Consider the following 17,286-nt stretch of genomic DNA (forward strand, 5'->3'; position numbering starts at 1 on the left):
ATAGCTATAGGCTATAGCTAGATATAACTTAATGGAATTACTTTATAACCCCAGATATGTGATAACTTTTTGGTAACATATTGTAGAGGAGTTTTACTTAATGGTGAGAAGCAGTGTATTGGGATATCCACGAATTGGTGCCGATCGGGAATGGAAGAAAGCTTTGGAGGCATTCTGGTCAGGCAAGCTGAAAGAAACAGAGTTTCAAGCAAGATTACAGGAAATCCGCTTAGATCACTTGCGCAAGCAACAAGAAAAAGGAATCGATCTTATTCCTGTCAATGATTTCAGTTATTACGATCACATTCTAGATACAGCCGTTATGTTCGGAATTGTACCAAAACGGTTTGCATATAATGGTGGCGCTGTACCTTTGTCTGTCTACTACGGAATTGCCCGGGGAACGAAAGATGCAGCAGCAAGTGAAATGACAAAATGGTTTAACACCAACTATCACTATATCGTGCCTGAACTGGACGGAGCCTCCCCTGCACTTACGGAGAATAAGCCCCTTATTGCTTATCGTGAAGCCAAAGAGAAGCTCGGTATTGAAGGCAAACCGGTTCTTGTCGGACCTTTGACTTTCCTGAAGCTGTCCAAAGGATACGATAAATCCGAAACGAACGCTTGGCTGGACCGCCTGCTTCCGCTCTATGTACAAGTGCTTCAGGAGCTTGCAAATGAAGGCGTTCAGTGGGTACAGATTGACGAGCCAATCCTTGTTACCAAAACAAGTGATGCTGACCTGCAGTTGCTGAAAAAAATTTATGAGACGTTTGCAGCTGCTGTACCAGGTCTGAACATTATGCTGCAAACCTACTTTGAATCCGTAGAGAACTATAACAACATTGTTGCCCTACCAGTTCAAGGTATCGGACTTGATTTTGTACACGGGGCGACGGGCAACATTCAATCCATTCAGGCGTCCGGTTTCCCAGCGGATAAAGTTTTGGGTGCTGGGGTTATTGACGGCCGTGGGATCTGGAAAGCCTCATTACCAGGAAAACTGGAGCTGTTGGATGAACTGGCTGAACTCGTAACACCTGAGCGCTTAATCGTTCAATCCTCATGCAGCTTGCTTCATGTTCCGGTAACTACAGCACGTGAAACTAAACTCACATCTGAACTTAAGAATGCTCTGGCATTTGCAGATGAAAAGTTGGACGAGATTGTTCTGTTGACGAAAGCATTGTCTTCAAGAAGCACTGAAATTATCGCTGAAATTGAAAATTCCGATCGTACGATTCAGGCTCTCCAGCAGTCCGAAGAGCGTAATCGTGTTGCTGTTCAAGAGGCCGTGGCATCACTCAGCGTTCAACAGCCGGAACGTTCCCGTCCGTTTGCCGAGCGTCATATCGCGCAGCAGGAAAAATGGAAATTGCCACTTTTCCCGACAACAACCATTGGCAGCTTCCCACAATCCGCTGAAGTGCGTAAAGCACGTCAATTGTGGCGTAAGGGTGAGTTGAACAATGAGCAGTATGCTGCCTTTATCCGGGATCAAATTGATATCTGGATCAAAATTCAGGAAGAGATCGAGATCGATGTTCTTGTACATGGTGAGTTTGAGCGTACCGACATGGTAGAGTTCTTTGGCGAAAAACTTGCAGGATTTGCCTTTACCCAATACGGATGGGTACAATCATACGGTTCCCGTTGTGTCAAACCACCAATTATCTTTGGAGACGTAGCATTTACGGGGGAAATGACCGTAGAAGAAACCAAATATGCACAGTCCCAGACACAGAGTCCTGTAAAAGGAATGCTCACTGGACCAATTACCATCATGAACTGGTCGTTTGTACGTGAGGACATCCCGCGCGAGCACATCGCCTATCAATTGGCGTACGCACTGAGACAAGAAGTTGAAGCACTGGAGCAAGCAGGTATTGGCATGATCCAAGTCGACGAGCCAGCGGTTCGCGAAGGACTGCCGTTGAAGGAAAACGAGCAAGCCGATTATCTGGCTTGGGCCGTTAAAGCTTTCCGTATTTCCACTTGCACGGTTCAGGATACCACTCAAATTCACACTCATATGTGCTATTGCGAATTCCATGACATGATTGATTCCATCGAAGCGATGGATGCCGATGTTATTTCGATCGAAACATCCCGCAGTCACGGGGAACTCATTCATAGTTTTGAGTTGAACACTTATAAACTGGGCATTGGACTTGGCGTGTACGATATCCATAGCCCACGTGTTCCAAGTGTAGATGAAATGACGAGCATGATCGAACGCGCCTTGCGTGTATTGGACCCTAAACTGTTCTGGATTAATCCGGATTGCGGTCTCAAAACACGTGGCCTCGAAGAAACTGTTGCTTCCTTGCGCAATATGGTTGATGCAACCAAGATTGCCCGTGAAAAGCACGTGGCAACAACGGTTTAAGTGGAGTAAATTAAGAATTCAATAATTCGTTTGTAAAAGGCGGACATTCCTATGCTTAGGAATGTCCGCCTTTTAATATCACCCTTTCGCTGTCTGCTCAGCAAAATAATGATCTACTGCATATTTAAATGAATGAATAAAAGCTGAAATGGCCTTTTTGCTTACTTCTGCATGGGGTTGAATGATATCAAAGCCATGGAAGCAGCCTTTGTAGAGTTCGAAATCGACAGGGACACCTGCTTTTCTTAAATTTTCGACATACTGAATGGTTTCATCTCGAAACGGTTCCAAATCACCAACAAAAGTTACCGTCGGAGGGAGATTACTATAGTCGGTAGCTCTGGCAGCAGCTGCATACGGAGGTACATCCTCCCCTGCCAATTTCCCAAGATACAATTTCCAAGCCCAAAGATTATAATTAGAGTTCCATATAGGAGCATTATTGTCCTTTGCGGATTCCGTAATCATTCTGTCGTCGATCATTGGATACAGTGGCATTTGGAATGCAATGTTCACTTCTCCCTGATCTCTGGCGTAAAGAGTAATTGCAGCGGTTAAACCTCCTCCAGCGCTTTCTCCGCCTACCATGAGCTGATCCTCTCTGATCCCAAGTTCTTTTGCATGGCTTTTCATCCATAAAAGTGTGTCATAACAATCATCCAAAGCTGCTGGATAAGGAGCGTCAATGGATAATTGATAATCAGGGGCAACGACTACACAATGACTTGCATCAATTAATTTTTTGTAGTTTTCCCCGAATTGCTCGGGGTTTCCCATGGCATATCCTCCACCATGTATCCAAAGAACCCCGGGCGCATTTCCTGTGGGATGTAAAGGTTTATAGATCCGAATGCGTATTTTGGATCCACCCCTTTTACGCGGTATCCACTCTTCACTGCACTGTAATCCCTCGATGTCTTTTCCCGCTGACGCATCCGATCTTTTTTTAATTTTCCTCATCGATGCAAGCCATTTTTCTTCATGGGAGGATTTCATTAACAAATCAATAAGTTTGCCTTTTATTCTTAATTGCTTATCAATCATTTTCGTTGTAACTTTCAACATTTTCCCATCCTTTCAGGAGTTAATTCAAAACGTCTAAAAGCCGGTCCGCAAGTAGCTGAACATGTCGTCCAAATATTGATCCAACGTCATTTCCCCAGGAAAATCGTTTGTTGATTGGCCTGGAAGTAGCACGTTAATACTTCCGTCGAATATAGCCAGAACAGCTCCATATACAGCACCCGAGAGAAGATGAGCGTATCCTTGGGGATACCGTCCATGAGATAGATCGGTTAAAGTTTCCTGAGCCGTAGCTTGCAAACGAGAAAGAACGCTGAGGAGATATGGGTCAAGCGTTGGATACTGTTTGGATAGCGCTACGAGCTGACGCATTTTAGAAACATACTCTGCGGTGAGTGATCTCTTTATCAATATATATAAAGCATCTAACGGCAGCATGTTTTCTAGCGTAATTTCATTAAATGGCTGGTCTTCGTAATTGTCTGTTGTAAGTATAGCCGCCATGGCTATCGCTTCCTCTTTACAGGAGAAGTGGTTTGCGAACGTTTTTCTGGAGTAGCCAGCCCTTTGCACGAGATCATCGATAATGAATCCGTCCAGTCCACGCTCAACCGCAAGTTCAAACGCTGCGCCGGCCAGCGCTTTTGTAGTTGCCTCTCTTTTGATATCACGCAAGCTTGGTTTATTCATCACTAAATGACGCCCTCCCTTCTCTAACAATAGATTATGTCTTCATTCCTTCATAATAATATTATTACCCATTGTGTATTATTACACAATGGGTAATCAAAATTTTCTTTTTCAGTTTTATGTTCCCTTCAACCGCTCTTAGTTCTCATCAATGGCGAGCTCGATGAGCTGGTTAAGAATATTTGCATAAGTCATGCCGCTAGCTTGGAGCATGTTGGGATAGCGGGAATTCGATGTGAAACCAGGTATCGTGTTGACTTCATTGAACACAATTCTTCCGTCAGCGGTCAGGAACATATCTACTCGGGCAAACCCTCTGCATCCAAGCGTTTTATAAATAGTCAGAGCGCTCTCTCTAACCTTCCTGGCAGTGTCCTCATCAATGCGGGCTGGCAAATGAATCTTCGAACTGATCAAGGAGTACTTTTCCGAGAAGTCAAAAAAGTGCCCCTGTAGCTCAATCTCATCAATCATGCCGATTATGGGATCAGAATTGCCCAATACAGCACAACCCACTTCAAAACCGTTAATATTTTGCTCAATGACTACTTTGCTGTCGTGTATGAAGGCGTGTTCTATTCCGGTAATCAACTCTTGCATGTTGTTCACCTTCGATATGCCTAATGACGATCCTGATCTAGCCGGCTTAACAAAGAGTGGGAAGCCCAGTGCTTCTATTGCTGATAACACTTCTTCCATCCGTTCACTCCTATGTATTGTAAGGGAACACGGCGTATCTATGCCCGCTGCCTGCACCAGTTTATGAGCCAGTTCCTTGTCCATACATAACGCAGAGGATAACATGCCACATCCAACAAACGGTATACCCGACAGTTCCAATAATCCTTGCAAGGTTCCATCCTCACCGTATTTGCCGTGAAGCACTGGAAACACAACATCAATCGGTGTTACATGATATTCCGTATGCACAAGCTCAATGAGTCCTCTGACTTCTCTACTCGGCGAGAAAAAGGATGGGATACAACTCGGATGCAAATGCCATCGATCATTGCGAATATCCTCAACCGTTCCACTATATCTGAGCCAAGAACCTTGCTGTGTAATTCCAATTAACACAAGATTGTATTTTTCGGTATCCAAATTTTCAATCACTGAAGCGGCCGAGCTCAAAGATACGTTATACTCACCTGAACATCCGCCAAACAATACCGCAATCGACTTCTTCTGCATCGTAAAAGCCTCCTAAAATGTGATATGTCTAAATAATCCTTATTGCTATAACTTAATTTTTAGAGAATGTCGTAACAATGAATCCTTCAAGATTCGTTCCTGATATCCGATAAGAATCACAACTCAAGATCGGGATATGGCTGGATGTCCCTTTATCCGCGGGAACATAATATATCTGGATTTTCATGTCCTTTTCTTTAATCGTAAGCTGCTCTCCAAAGTACCGATATTGCTGTACAAAATCGATGTATTCCTCTAAACATAGATTGTTTTCTTCCATGATTTTGGAATGGGGATATCCTACATATCTAAAATGCCAAGGCTCATAAGCAATACGAGTGATTGATTCTTTTTCTTGTTTATATCGAAGAATAAAACCGAATTGTATGGCATGTTGTCTGAAGGACTTGTAAATGCCCGTATCCGGAAAGGAAGGAGCAATAAAATCGATATTCGATTTCAATTTACCCACATCGATAGCCAACCCCGTTTGGTGTTCACTATGGTCAGGCAAGGCTACGTATTTGGAAGTATATTCGGAACCCTGTTCTATCAAACAATCTTGATAGATCTGGACTTGATCTTCTTTTGTTCGATATGCGCTGACGGCGACAATTTCATCCGTCCCCCCACAAGCTTTAAGCAGAGCATGAAATTGTTTGAAACACTGCTTCTCCAGAAGCATCTCGTTATTTAACTTCTTTATTGAAGGTAAAGAATCCAATGACTCTAGTTGATGGACTTGTACTTGCCTTCTAATTGGGTTTTGATCATTTATTAACACTAAGTGCCCTTGAAATAATTCTTCGTTACTTACGCTGATTTCAATATGTTTTTGTACGACTTCCCGTGATTTCATGTTGAAACTCCCCACCTTCTTTATAAATTCGTAATACTCTGTCCGTGATGGAACTCGTTATTTCTTGAGAGACACCACCGATATGATTGGCCAGTTCCTGAATCGGAATTTCCTGCTCACCTGAATAGCCAATGAAGGTCACCTTTGATCCTTCCGGAAAATACATCGGAAGCTTGACCATCAATTGATCCATAGAGATTTTCCCTATAATTTCTGCACGATACCCTTCCACCAACACCTCCGAATTTTGCATTCTCTGCGACCATCCATCGGCATAGCCGATAGGCACTGTTCCGATCCATTGATCTGAGTCTGTTTGATAAGCATTGTTGTAGCCCACATATTCGCCTTTTTTTAATTTTTTCGTTTGTAATAATCTACTGTGCATACTGAATGCCGGCTTTAGTTGGATGTTAGGTACTAGTTTTTCCGGATAAAAGCCATAGATTGCAGCTCCTATTCGAGCCATATCCATACACAATTCCGGGAATCGAAGTGCTGCTACACTTCCCGCACAGTGATAATGATTGATTGGAATCCGTGACATACTGCTCCATTCTTTCATTTCCAGGAAGCGTTGAATCTGAAGCTGTAGATAACGGTTGTCTGCCTCACCAGCTGTCGCGAAGTGGGTATAGAACCCGTCGACTACTACATCTGGCGCTCTGAGCCACGGAACCATTTCAAGCCACTCTTCTTGCTTGCGTATACCGATTCGCCCAAGTCCAGTATCCATTTTCACATGCACAAATAACTTATGCGGGGTATGAATAGGCTTGTATTTTCTCATCTCATGAAACCATGAAGCCTGAGTAACGGTAAGCATCAACTCATGTTCTAGAGCCAGAGGTACAAGTTCGGGACGAATCGGAGTCAAAATGAGAATCGGTTGTTTTAAGCCGGCATTTCTAATGCGGATGGCTTCTTCAATGAAGGCACACGCTAAATAGTCCGCGCCTGCCTCTACTGCTTCTTTGGCTATCTCGATATCTCCATGCCCGTATGCATTTGCTTTAACAACTGCCATTAATTTGGTCGAACGGGGTAGAAATTTGCGGATCTCTATGACATTCTCGCGAATTTGCGTTAAATTTATTTCAGTCCAAGTATCTCGGTACATCCGATGATCTCCTCAACCGAATAGATGGCTTGTTTTTACTTCCTATTTTCAGTAGATCCGCATATGCACTTTTCATTGTTTGGCCTCCTAAAGGTGTGAATGTAGTGCGTTGAATTGATTTAAGTGTAAATTAAGGCCACTTCAGCTCCTATCGATCAAACTTACACAAAACTGACAACGATGTAAGATTACAGTTGCACATCTCATAGTTACAACAAAAAAAGCCCCCAATAGGGCGACTCGTAAAAGATAACGGAAATGGACTTCAGATAATAAAGTCAACAAGAAGAAGCCTGCGCTACGGCAGGCTTCTTTCATTATTGTGGATTCTCATTACTCATCCAGCTGTCGACATGCAGGGGTCCACTATAGTCCTCCCGGTCAGTAAAATCTTTCAGCTGTTTCTCTGCATCTGCTCGATTCTCAAAGGCACCCATCACGACGGTGAATTGTCCATTCTTGGTTTGCACAACACTACTGCCGTCGGCAGAATATTGTTCAGCCAACATGGCCAGTGCTTCGCCCTGCTCCATATCTTCGCTCCGGACGAAGAAAAGTTCATGCGATGGTGTTGACTCTCCTGCGGAAGAAAGCTGCAATTGAATAAACCCTGGTTGCTGATACTCAGATACTGAATAATCCACGTGATCCTTCAGCTCCACGACAAAGCTCATAGCGGAATCATCCAAAATGATATTTTGATAGACATCTTTTACATTTTTAAGTGCTTTAATATCATTCTCCAACTTGGCAAAATCCAGATTACGCACCCCGTTGAAGGTGAAAATCAAGCGGTTTGGTCCTTCTTTATGATCAACAGTGTACGATGGAGCCGAGCTGATCTGTTCTCCATCCATTTGAAAATGGATGTTCAGCGTATCCGATTCTTGGCTTGTGGTAACCGAGACACCATCTGTCCGCTCTCCACCGCTACCCACTTGCAGAATCTTGACGACAGAACCGATAACAGGCACATCGGATAATGCCTTGGCTACACCGGGTACGTTAGCTGTTATCATTACCGCAGCACAAGCAGCCACCAAGGAGGAACTACGCCAGATTACCATTTTTCTTCGCTTCTGGTTTCGTGCTCGCTGACGAGCTTGCTGAATTACTCCGGAAAGGTCGGCTGGAATCTCTATCTGTTCATATCGTTCTTTCCCTGTCATGTGAAATCAACCTCTTCCTTGGTTAGATGTTTTTTGAGTTTGTTCAAGATCTTATAAAACCTGGTCTTCACCGTGCTTTCCGGCAGGGACAGTATCTCCGCCATGTCCTTGAATCGCTGATCTTGGAAAAATTTCAGAACGATAAATGCCTTGTCTTCGGGATGCAGGTGATCAAGTGCTTCGTATAGATCCCATTGCTCTTCAAGCCCCATGGAACTCTCCTGTGCCGCAAAAGGTATTGTACTGTCTTCCATATATGTGTATTTCTTCTTCCGTCTGATGTGGTCAAGGGAACAGTTGATGACGATCCGGGTCATCCAGGTTTCAAAATAATCTGGACTGTTCACTTTTTCATAAGATAGAAAACCTTTATAAGATGCCTCGGATATAATTTCCAATGCTTCTTGTTCATTTTTTACATAAGAGAACGCGAAGCGATAAAGCTTTTCTTTACATGCCTCCAGACGTTCACTGAACTGCTGTTCAGTTAGTGCTGTACTCACCTTGCTCAGTTGGTCCACCCCCGTTGCGACTGTATAGTTTGATTATTGCCGCATTTTTAGTAAAGCTTACTTTGAATGTTGTTTCGCATGTTAGACAGCGGAAAGTCTAAAAAAGTTTTAAAACAATGAATTTTTTTTATCTGGAAACAAAAACACATATCGTCCTAAATCAAAAAAAGCCGCCCATAGGCGACTTCTTTACTTTTACTTTTGAAACGGTATGGCTAAGGCTCGCACCTCAACGATGTGGCTCTCTCCCGCAAACAATTTTATTTGTTCATATTGTTACGGAGCTCTTACCTACCGTGTACTCTTTTTGAAAATGGCCTATGCCTGGACGCTCCAGCCCAAGATGGTCACGAAGCGTGCTGCCCGTATATTCTGTTCGGAAGAGTCCCCGTGCTTGAAGGATCGGAATCACATGCTCAACAAATTCATTTAAATCTGCCGGCAGAACTGGAGGCATGATGTTAAATCCGTCGCAGCCATACTCTTCAAACCATTGTTGCATCAAATCAGCCAATTGCTCATAGGTACCAACAAACTGCATGTGACCTCTTGCCCCTATCAGCCGCCGACCCAGATCAAGTATAGATAATTTATCTTTCCGGGCCATGTCCATAATCAGTTGTACCCGGCTTTTCATTCCATTGGAGGCTTCCACGGGATCTGGAATGTCAGGAAGCTGTCCATCTACAGGATATTCGGAAAGGTCAAACTTCAACATCCCCGATAACATGCCTACTACGGCTGCTGGAGGGATCAACTCCTGCAACTCTTTATATTTTCGCCGGGCTTCCTCTTCCGTCTTACCCAAAATAGGTGATAAACCCGGCATAATTTTCATGCTGTCTTGTTTACGTCCATACTGCGCAAGCTTCGATTTGACACTAATGTAGAACTCTTTCGCAGCTTGAAGAGACTGCTGGGCTGTGAAAATCACTTCCCCGTAACTGGCAGCAAAATCCTGTCCAGGGCCGGATGATCCAGCTTGAATGAGCACAGGGTAACCTTGCGGTGAACGTGGCACATTGATCGTACCTTTGGTGGAATACCACTGCCCTTGATAGGACACTTCCTTTAATTTAGATGGATCCGCAAATTGCCCAGTCTCCCGATCCACGATTAAAGAATGATCTTCCCAACTATCCCAAAGAAGAGTGGCAACTTCGACAAACTCACGTGCCATCTTATACCGAAGCCCATGCTCGGGATGTTCTGGTCTTCCATAGTTATAAGCCTCAACATCCAGCTGGGACGTAACGATATTCCATCCTGCACGTCCCTCGCTGATATGGTCCAATGTAGCAAATTTCCTAGCCACGTTATACGGCTCGTTATAGGTAGTGGACACCGTAGCAGTCAAACCAAGCTTTTCCGTATCCGTTGCCAAAGCAGACAGGAGCGTTAGCGGGTCCAGCATACCTGCGGCAGATTGATCAGCACCCATCACGTATAGAAGGTCAGCCAGAAACATCATATCAAATTTTCCTCGTTCAGCCGTCTGTGCGATGGAGCGGTAAAACTTATAATCAAAAATCTGTTCAGCTCCTGAATCCGAACGGCGCCAGCCGTAGTGATGGTGACCTGTATAATATATGAATGCTCCTAAATGAAGTTGGTCTTGTCTAGTACTCATATTAAACTCTTCCCCTCATACAACAATTTTCTGGTTATCCCTTAAATGTGTCTTGCCAACGGAGCCATCGTTTCTCAAGCAAACGGACAGCCGAGTCCGAGAGCTTGCCTACTGCTGCAAAGACTAAAATACCAACAAATACAATATCCGTTTGCGAGTACGCACGAGCATCTTGAATCATGTAGCCGACTCCTGCACTGGTTCCCATCATTTCAGCAACGACAAGTACAAGCCAAGCCACACCCAATGACAGTCTGACTCCAAGCAAAATATTAGGAAGTGCCGCAGGAATGATGAGCTTGCCCAGTAGCTGCCATCTTGAATATTGATAAATTCGGGAGACTTCAATCAGCTTCATGTCAACGTTTCGTATACCGAGAAATGTATTCACATATACAGGGAAAAACGCGCCTAGCGAGATCATTAAAATTTTTGAAAACTCCCCTACACCAAACCATAAAATGAATAAAGGAATGAGAGAGAGAAGCGGAATCATCCGCAGCATCTGTAATGAGGGGTCAAGTGTGCGCTCCGCCAGTTTTCCAAGCCCCGTGGATAGACCGAGCATGAGCCCTGCAGCTGAACCGAGCAGAAATCCCATGCCGGCACGATAGAAACTGATACCCAGATGCTTCAGCAGCTCACCGTTAACCATTAGACGGAAGAACTGCGCTGCAATCTGGGAAGGAGCAGGAAGCATCGTCGCTGAAACCAGCTGGAGAGCAGAAGCCAATTCCCAGATCAGGACGACAGCCAAAGGTATAATCCATCCGTGAAGACGTCCAGGAATCCTGTTCAACCAGTCTCCCGTTCGTTCGGTTTGTTTACTGATCTCCTGCTCACTCATCTTGCTTCTTCTCCTTTATAACCGTCTTGCCATCGTAGCGCTCTCGCTTCCAGAAGCTTAATGATGGAATCTGACAATTTCCCCACGACAGCAAAAACAATGATTCCCACAAATACTACAGTGGTGAGCGAGAACGATCTGGCATCATTGATTAAATATCCCAAGCCTGCACTTGAACCCATCATTTCGGCAACGACCAGACCCAGCCAGGCGACACTGACGGATAAACGTATTCCCAGAAAGATATTCGGCAGAGAGGCTGGAAGAATTAACTTCGTGATCATCTGCCATTTGGTGAATTGCAGTACCTTTCCTACATCAAATAACTTGCTGTCAACGGATCGAATGCCCAGGAATGTATTAACGTACAATGGAAAAAAGGAGCCTTTAGCAATCAGCAGCAATTTCGAAGTTTCCCCGAAACCGAACCACAAAATGAACAAGGGAGCGATAGCCAAGTGAGGCAGCGTTCGCAACATTTGAAAGGAAGGGTCCAGCAATCGCTCTGTTTTGTAGGAAAATCCGACCCATAACCCCATCGTTAGTCCAAGACCACCTCCAATTAAAAAACCAAGCAGAGCTCTCCACGTCGATATTCCCAAATGCCTCACGAGCTCACCCGATTCTGTCATGCTGACCAGCTCTTTCCATATGCTGCTTGGTGTCGGAAGCAGAACCGGGTTCAAAAATCCCATTGCCCCTGCTATCTCCCACACGATTAACAGACTCACAGGAAAGATAAGTCCAAGCACCACATTGCTGGCCTTTAAGTAAAGTCTTCGCTTGTTTACCAATTTCTTTTTTTGAATTAAAGGCGGGATAACAGCCTTTTCCGCACGCATTTGCATGTAGTGAGCGCCTCTCTTCTATTGGGGTCATTATTTATTTCAGTGGATCCTTGAGAGCAGCGTCGATATATTGATTGTCCGTTATGGTTTTGATGACAACTTGATTTCGAATGTTCTTCACTTCATATTGAAAATCCGCTGTTTGCTGCATTTCTTCTACGATATCTTCATTAACTGGCGTGTTAATCATTCGGGATCGTTCAAACGTCCCACTAATAACACTGGCAGGAACATTACGTTCAGCAGCGTATCTGTCGATCGCTTCGGTTTCATGCTCACTTTCCCATTTCAATGCTTTATTAACTACCTTCAAGTATAGAGTAACGAGTTCAGGATGCTTCTCTGCAAAATCAGATCCCGCGATCGTAAACGAAGGGGACAATACGCCAAGCTGCTCTCCGTCTGATAGCACTTTTCCTTTTCCCGTTAAGGTATTGAGTGTAATATACGGGTCCCATGTCGCCCAGGCATCCACACTGCCAGTTTCAAACGCAGACTGTGTCTCGTCAGGCTGTAGCTGTATGATTTCAAAATCTGTATCTGTTAAACCGGATTTCTCCAAGCCACGGTATAGAAAGTTATACGCATTGCTTCCTTTCGTAACGGCAATTTTCTTTCCTTTTAGGTCACTAAGTGACTTCGCGGTGCTGTCAGCAGGCACAATAATTGCAACGTTATTTTTTCCGTCCAGAACTTGCGATACGATTTTGAAAGGAATATTCGCAGCTTGTGCTGCAATAATTGGCATGTTACCCAGGCTGGCGATATCCAGCTTATTGGAAGCAATAGCCTCTGTCATTGGCGGTCCGCTCTGAAACTCGATCCATTCCACTTTGGCTCCTGTTTTTTCAAATTCTTGTTCAAACCATTTTTCTTCGCGTGCTTTACCGAATAAGCCACCGCTACCCTGAATTCCGATTTTGACGGTTACATTTTGGCTCGTGTCTGAACCACCTGCGTTATCACTTGAGTTTTTCGATGCACAAGCCATTGTCAACAGAGACAACGCGAGTACCATAACAAGAACCAGATGAGATTTTTTCATATAAACCGCTCCCCCTTTAATATGCTGTACTTCCTTCTTAGCCCATGAACAATCTATATACCGCCGCCTACATCATATAGTGGCTCATCCACCTTTTCGAACTCATGCAATACCAATCTGCGCATCTCCTGAAATGAGCTACCTGATCTTTTTCGGGGAAAAGGTAAATCAACCGAAAGAATGCTTCGAATATGCCCCGGACGAGGATTCATAATAACAACTCGTTCCCCAAGAAAAACGGCTTCATCCAGATCGTGGGTTACAAACAGCATCGTTGTTCCATTACGTTGCCAAATATCAAGCAGCACTTCCTGCAGATGAGATCGAGTAAATGCATCGAGCGCTCCGAATGGCTCATCCAGCAGCAATACGTCCGGATTACGCAGCAATGCTCTAGCAATGGAAACACGCTGTGCCATTCCTCCCGATAGTTCACGAGGATAAGCATGTTCAAATCCTTTTAAACGGACCAGCTCAATTAACTCATCTACCTTTCGGCGAACCACCGGATCTCTTAGAGAGAGATTTGCAGCAATGTTTTTCTCTACCGTTAACCATGGGAATAGCCGAGGCTCCTGAAAAATGAAGCCTTTCTCTATACTGGGGCCTGCAATTGGTTTTCCGTTGAGCAAGACGGTTCCCGTATACTGTGTATCTAAACCAGCAACAATTTTAAGCAAAGTACTTTTCCCGCATCCGCTCGGACCAATGATGGTTACCAATTCACCTTTTCGAACTTTGAGCTGAATGTTGTTTAACGCAATGATCTCACCTACAGGGGCGACAAACGTTTTATTCAAGTCGCTGATCAGAAGCATTTCCCCAGACATTAAAGACACCCTTTCGCATTTAATCGATAATACTTACATGTTTACTTGGTTTTTGGGCAAAAAAAGAGATTTACCCATTCCCACAGCGTATGTATAGCGGTGCAGTGTAAATCTCGACCTTACCAAATCAACAAAGTGAATTTCGATTCGTTTTGTTATACGATATATTATCAATACCATTTCTTACCTGTCAAACATTTTTTTATTGATGTGACTTAAATCATTTCTCCCCTCGAATAGACCAGCGGTTGAATGTTCTGTTTCTGGTTCCATAAAAAGTCGAACCACTTTTTGGGGATCTATATCGACTGGTATTTCATAACCCGGTGCAAGCTGTAAGGTCAAGCCTTGAATCAGACTCACAAAATAAAATGCGAGTTGCCTTGTGTCTCCTTGGATAATCCCTCCCGACGTCTGTCCTTGGCGAAAGATCTCTGCTAAAGGCTCCAGATTGTCGGTGAATCTCTGGGTTGCAGCTTGTTTGATTTCGGTGCTTACGGCTTGATTTGTTCGTATGCTTTGAAGCATGATAGTGAACGCCCAGTTACTCTCGTTGGATAACCACCCTTTCGCAATCTCGAATAATTTTTCTCGAGGGTCGATATCCAGATCAGCAATTTGTGCAATGGTCCTACCGTACATCGTCTGCCCTCGTAGTAGAACTTCACTGAAAATTTCGTCTTTCGAGGTAAAGTAAGTATAGATATTGCCCACGCTTAGATTTGCTTCCTTGGCAATATCCTTGATATTGGTCGAATCAATCCCACGTTTAGCCATCGTTTGTAATGCCGAATTCAATATGTGTTCAATGCGTTCCTTCCTCATCTGTTGATCCTTCAAAAGGTTTCTGGGTGACATAAACATCCTCCTTTTACTAACCAAAATTAATACAACCAGGTAATTATTACTCTTCATAATATCATTCGCTATAACTCCAGCCTAGAAAAACAAAGGTTCCTGTTCGAACGTACAACAACTCTTATAATTGGAATTCTATGAAAATTTTGCTATACTATTTCGTGATAGATTACCGTTCAGATGAACTGCAATTCTACTATATTTAATGAGTTGGAGGAACGCATAACATGTTACATACACGAATAGGAAAGACAGCTGCTGCCACTATTCTTGCCCTATCTTTGCTTGGCACCACTCCAAACCTTCATGATGCCTATGCCGCACCCGCCATTTCAGTCATGCTGGATGACGTTCCGTTGAAATTCGATGCAGAACCTCGGATCGACAAAGGCGTTACCTATGTTCCGTTCCGAACAGTTGGCGAAGCCCTAGGAATCAGCATTACATGGAACAGCAAGACGCAAACCGTAAAAGCGAATGGAAATGTGAATGGTCAGGCGACGGAGGTCCTGCTTCAAGTGGGAAGCACCACAGCAACCGTCAATGGAGAAAAAGTCAAGCTTGCAGCTCCACCGGTTCAGCGGGAAGGCCGTGTGCTCATTCCACTCAGTTCGTTCAGTAGTCAGTTCGGTGTTGATGTGAGCTGGAACCAGTCAACTCGTACCGTTTCCCTGGTTTCACCTCAACGAGAAATGCATTTGAGAGCTTTCTATGCGCTGCAATCCTATAAGGAAATCGATTTGGTGTCATCCATGAACTCCATCGCTTTTGGTTGGAGTCGCATCGATCGTGAAGGTCAATTTACGCTTCAGGGTAAGGAGTATCAGCTCCCTGCTGCTGACGGCGACGTTACACCTCAATCCATCGTTGCTAATACAGCAAATCAGAGCATTAGACCGTATCTCATGGTGTATGCTTTGGATGGAAATGGAGAACTGACCAAGGTGCTGAGTGATAGCAGCATGCGTCAGAAGTCCATTGAGGGTATAACGGCTGCGATAGCTGAAAATGGTTTTGGCGGCGTTGTTCTTGATTTTGAAGGACTGGGTTTCAAGCTGGACGCTGTAGAGCAACAGAAGCTGCTTAACAATTACGTCAAGCAATTGAAGGAATCCTTGCCTAAAGACATCGCTCTATCCTTGGCCGTCCCCCCACTAAATAGTGCGTATAAAGGTTATGATTACAAAACGCTCGCTTCGTTGGCAGACGACATTATCATTATGGCATACCAATATAATCCTGTCGGTACCAAATCGCAGGTCCCTGAGCCGAACACTCTTGTGGATAAGGCCATTCAGCTTGCGTTAGATGCTGGCGTCTCCAAGCAAAAGCTTTTGCTCGGGATAAGCTTAAATAGTGAAACCTCCTCTTCCATAGATGATAAACTGGGTCTTGCCAAGCGTTATGATCTCAAAGGAGCTGCCTTCTGGCGCCTTGGATTATTCCGTACCTACAGCAATCAGATGGAAGACGCTGTAAATGCCTCCGTTATAAAAGAGTAAAGATTTAAATATTCTGGACTCACAAGACTTTCTACACACCAAAAAAAACGAACCGGAATCTCTGATAATTGACAAGAGATTTCGGTTCGTTTGTTATACAAGGATATAATCTATGCGTTCAATGAGGAATGCTCGTTTCCGTGGGTTGCACTTAGCACCAGATCTTTTTGATAGGCGAGTACCTGATCCCAGTCCCCGTGAAAAATCGGTATCCGATAGTACCCAACTCTTTCATAAAGGGCCGCCGCCTCAGGCTGTTTCGGGCCAGTCTGCAGCTTCAGATTGGTGTACCCGAATTCGAGCGCAAGACGCTCCGCTTCCGTCAGAATGGCCTGAGCCACACCTTTGCGACGGAAATCCGAACGTGTGTACATGCGCTTAACCTCCACGGAAGTATCATCAAGGGGTCTGATGGCTCCGCAGCCTACTGGATATCCATCCAAACGCGCGACAATAAAGGCCGCTCGAGGAGTCTCCACGTCAGATGGCTGAAATCCCGCCGTCCCATCGCCGCCATATAACAATCCCAGTTCTTCGCTTAGCTCCTTGATTAAACGTTCCGAATCCTTGCTTCGTATATCTTCAGCGGCAGCAAGCACGATTGACGACATTGCGTAAAACCCCTCTCCCTCATTGGATTTATAGGCTTTTGTGATTTATATAAATTATCACGAACAGGTCCTAAGCGTCAATTCCCCTATCGATTGAATATTTCAATAAGCATATTAACGAATAGGTTTACGGCAAAAAAGCCGCCAGATTGGCGACTT

16 protein-coding genes are annotated in these 17,286 nt (G+C 44.3%); 2 read left to right on the plus strand and 14 right to left on the minus strand.

The features are described 5' to 3' along the window. The first annotated feature begins 100 nt into the window (after positions 1–100). On the plus strand, positions 101–2,392 hold the full coding sequence (gene metE, locus P5G61_RS14455) for a 5-methyltetrahydropteroyltriglutamate--homocysteine S-methyltransferase (RefSeq protein ID WP_301247179.1): 2,292 nt from the start codon (positions 101–103) through the stop codon (positions 2,390–2,392). Between the two features lie 78 nt (positions 2,393–2,470). On the opposite strand, the gene P5G61_RS14460 is transcribed toward metE, so the two are convergent. From P5G61_RS14460 to P5G61_RS14520, 13 genes are all read right to left on the minus strand, one after another. Further along, the gene (locus tag P5G61_RS14460; RefSeq protein ID WP_301247180.1) at positions 2,471–3,457 is read right to left on the minus strand and encodes an alpha/beta hydrolase; all 987 of its coding nucleotides are present in this window, start codon (positions 3,455–3,457) and stop codon (positions 2,471–2,473) included. A 33-nt stretch (positions 3,458–3,490) separates the two neighbouring features. Then, positions 3,491–4,105, minus strand: a complete 615-nt coding sequence (locus P5G61_RS14465) for a TetR/AcrR family transcriptional regulator (RefSeq protein WP_301247234.1) — start codon at positions 4,103–4,105, stop codon at positions 3,491–3,493. Positions 4,106–4,243: 138 nt separating this feature from the next. After that, positions 4,244–5,296 (minus strand): D-alanine--D-serine ligase VanG, encoded by a 1,053-nt coding sequence (gene vanG, locus P5G61_RS14470; protein WP_301247181.1) that lies wholly within the window; start codon positions 5,294–5,296, stop codon positions 4,244–4,246. 52 nt (positions 5,297–5,348) lie between these two features. Continuing rightward, the gene (locus P5G61_RS14475) at positions 5,349–6,155 is read right to left on the minus strand and encodes a D-alanyl-D-alanine carboxypeptidase family protein (protein WP_301247182.1); all 807 of its coding nucleotides are present in this window, start codon (positions 6,153–6,155) and stop codon (positions 5,349–5,351) included. After that, the gene (gene alr / locus P5G61_RS14480; RefSeq protein ID WP_301247183.1) at positions 6,121–7,275 is read right to left on the minus strand and encodes an alanine racemase; all 1,155 of its coding nucleotides are present in this window, start codon (positions 7,273–7,275) and stop codon (positions 6,121–6,123) included. The genes P5G61_RS14475 and alr overlap by 35 nt, the downstream gene beginning before the upstream one ends. A gap of 317 nt (positions 7,276–7,592) precedes the next feature. Then, entirely contained in the window at positions 7,593–8,444 is an 852-nt protein-coding gene (locus P5G61_RS14485) for a hypothetical protein (RefSeq protein ID WP_301247184.1), read from the minus strand. After that, entirely contained in the window at positions 8,441–8,947 is a 507-nt protein-coding gene (locus tag P5G61_RS14490) for a sigma-70 family RNA polymerase sigma factor (RefSeq protein ID WP_328285965.1), read from the minus strand. Before P5G61_RS14490 ends, P5G61_RS14485 begins: the two co-directional genes overlap by 4 nt. 277 nt (positions 8,948–9,224) lie before the next feature. Beyond that, the gene (locus P5G61_RS14495) at positions 9,225–10,586 is read right to left on the minus strand and encodes an LLM class flavin-dependent oxidoreductase (protein WP_301247185.1); all 1,362 of its coding nucleotides are present in this window, start codon (positions 10,584–10,586) and stop codon (positions 9,225–9,227) included. A gap of 34 nt (positions 10,587–10,620) precedes the next feature. After that, complete coding sequence (locus tag P5G61_RS14500; RefSeq protein WP_301247186.1) at positions 10,621–11,433, minus strand: ABC transporter permease; 813 nt, start codon at positions 11,431–11,433, stop codon at positions 10,621–10,623. Continuing rightward, the gene (locus P5G61_RS14505) at positions 11,430–12,275 is read right to left on the minus strand and encodes an ABC transporter permease (RefSeq protein WP_301247235.1); all 846 of its coding nucleotides are present in this window, start codon (positions 12,273–12,275) and stop codon (positions 11,430–11,432) included. Before P5G61_RS14505 ends, P5G61_RS14500 begins: the two co-directional genes overlap by 4 nt. Before the next feature lie 40 nt (positions 12,276–12,315). Continuing rightward, the gene (locus P5G61_RS14510) at positions 12,316–13,326 is read right to left on the minus strand and encodes an aliphatic sulfonate ABC transporter substrate-binding protein (RefSeq protein ID WP_301247187.1); all 1,011 of its coding nucleotides are present in this window, start codon (positions 13,324–13,326) and stop codon (positions 12,316–12,318) included. Positions 13,327–13,379: 53 nt separating this feature from the next. Then, positions 13,380–14,156, minus strand: a complete 777-nt coding sequence (locus tag P5G61_RS14515) for an ABC transporter ATP-binding protein (protein ID WP_301247188.1) — start codon at positions 14,154–14,156, stop codon at positions 13,380–13,382. Between the two features lie 183 nt (positions 14,157–14,339). Continuing rightward, positions 14,340–14,996, minus strand: coding sequence for a TetR/AcrR family transcriptional regulator (locus P5G61_RS14520; RefSeq protein WP_301247189.1), 657 nt, complete (start codon positions 14,994–14,996; stop codon positions 14,340–14,342). 245 nt (positions 14,997–15,241) lie between these two features. On the opposite strand from P5G61_RS14520, the gene P5G61_RS14525 reads away from it, so the two are divergent. After that, on the plus strand, positions 15,242–16,516 hold the full coding sequence (locus P5G61_RS14525) for a stalk domain-containing protein (RefSeq protein ID WP_301247190.1): 1,275 nt from the start codon (positions 15,242–15,244) through the stop codon (positions 16,514–16,516). A 110-nt stretch (positions 16,517–16,626) separates the two neighbouring features. Here the strand turns inward: P5G61_RS14525 and P5G61_RS14530 are convergent, their stop codons facing one another. Beyond that, entirely contained in the window at positions 16,627–17,127 is a 501-nt protein-coding gene (locus P5G61_RS14530; protein ID WP_301247191.1) for a GNAT family N-acetyltransferase, read from the minus strand. Positions 17,128–17,286 lie beyond the last annotated feature (159 nt).

Source organism: Paenibacillus vandeheii, assembly GCF_030433635.1.
Classification (GTDB): Bacteria; Bacillota; Bacilli; order Paenibacillales; family Paenibacillaceae; genus Paenibacillus; species Paenibacillus vandeheii.

Coding starts and splice junctions, on each gene's coding strand:
- P5G61_RS14465 (WP_301247234.1), bottom strand. CDS start 4,105: ATGAATAAACCAAGCTTGCGTGATATCAAAAGAGAGGCAACTACAAAA.
- metE (WP_301247179.1), top strand. CDS start 101: ATGGTGAGAAGCAGTGTATTGGGATATCCACGAATTGGTGCCGATCGG.
- alr (WP_301247183.1), bottom strand. CDS start 7,275: ATGTACCGAGATACTTGGACTGAAATAAATTTAACGCAAATTCGCGAG.
- P5G61_RS14510 (WP_301247187.1), bottom strand. CDS start 13,326: ATGAAAAAATCTCATCTGGTTCTTGTTATGGTACTCGCGTTGTCTCTG.
- P5G61_RS14475 (WP_301247182.1), bottom strand. CDS start 6,155: ATGAAATCACGGGAAGTCGTACAAAAACATATTGAAATCAGCGTAAGT.
- P5G61_RS14515 (WP_301247188.1), bottom strand. CDS start 14,156: ATGTCTGGGGAAATGCTTCTGATCAGCGACTTGAATAAAACGTTTGTC.
- P5G61_RS14530 (WP_301247191.1), bottom strand. CDS start 17,127: ATGTCGTCAATCGTGCTTGCTGCCGCTGAAGATATACGAAGCAAGGAT.
- P5G61_RS14495 (WP_301247185.1), bottom strand. CDS start 10,586: ATGAGTACTAGACAAGACCAACTTCATTTAGGAGCATTCATATATTAT.
- P5G61_RS14485 (WP_301247184.1), bottom strand. CDS start 8,444: ATGACAGGGAAAGAACGATATGAACAGATAGAGATTCCAGCCGACCTT.
- P5G61_RS14460 (WP_301247180.1), bottom strand. CDS start 3,457: ATGTTGAAAGTTACAACGAAAATGATTGATAAGCAATTAAGAATAAAA.
- vanG (WP_301247181.1), bottom strand. CDS start 5,296: ATGCAGAAGAAGTCGATTGCGGTATTGTTTGGCGGATGTTCAGGTGAG.
- P5G61_RS14500 (WP_301247186.1), bottom strand. CDS start 11,433: ATGAGTGAGCAGGAGATCAGTAAACAAACCGAACGAACGGGAGACTGG.
- P5G61_RS14525 (WP_301247190.1), top strand. CDS start 15,242: ATGTTACATACACGAATAGGAAAGACAGCTGCTGCCACTATTCTTGCC.
- P5G61_RS14505 (WP_301247235.1), bottom strand. CDS start 12,275: ATGCGTGCGGAAAAGGCTGTTATCCCGCCTTTAATTCAAAAAAAGAAA.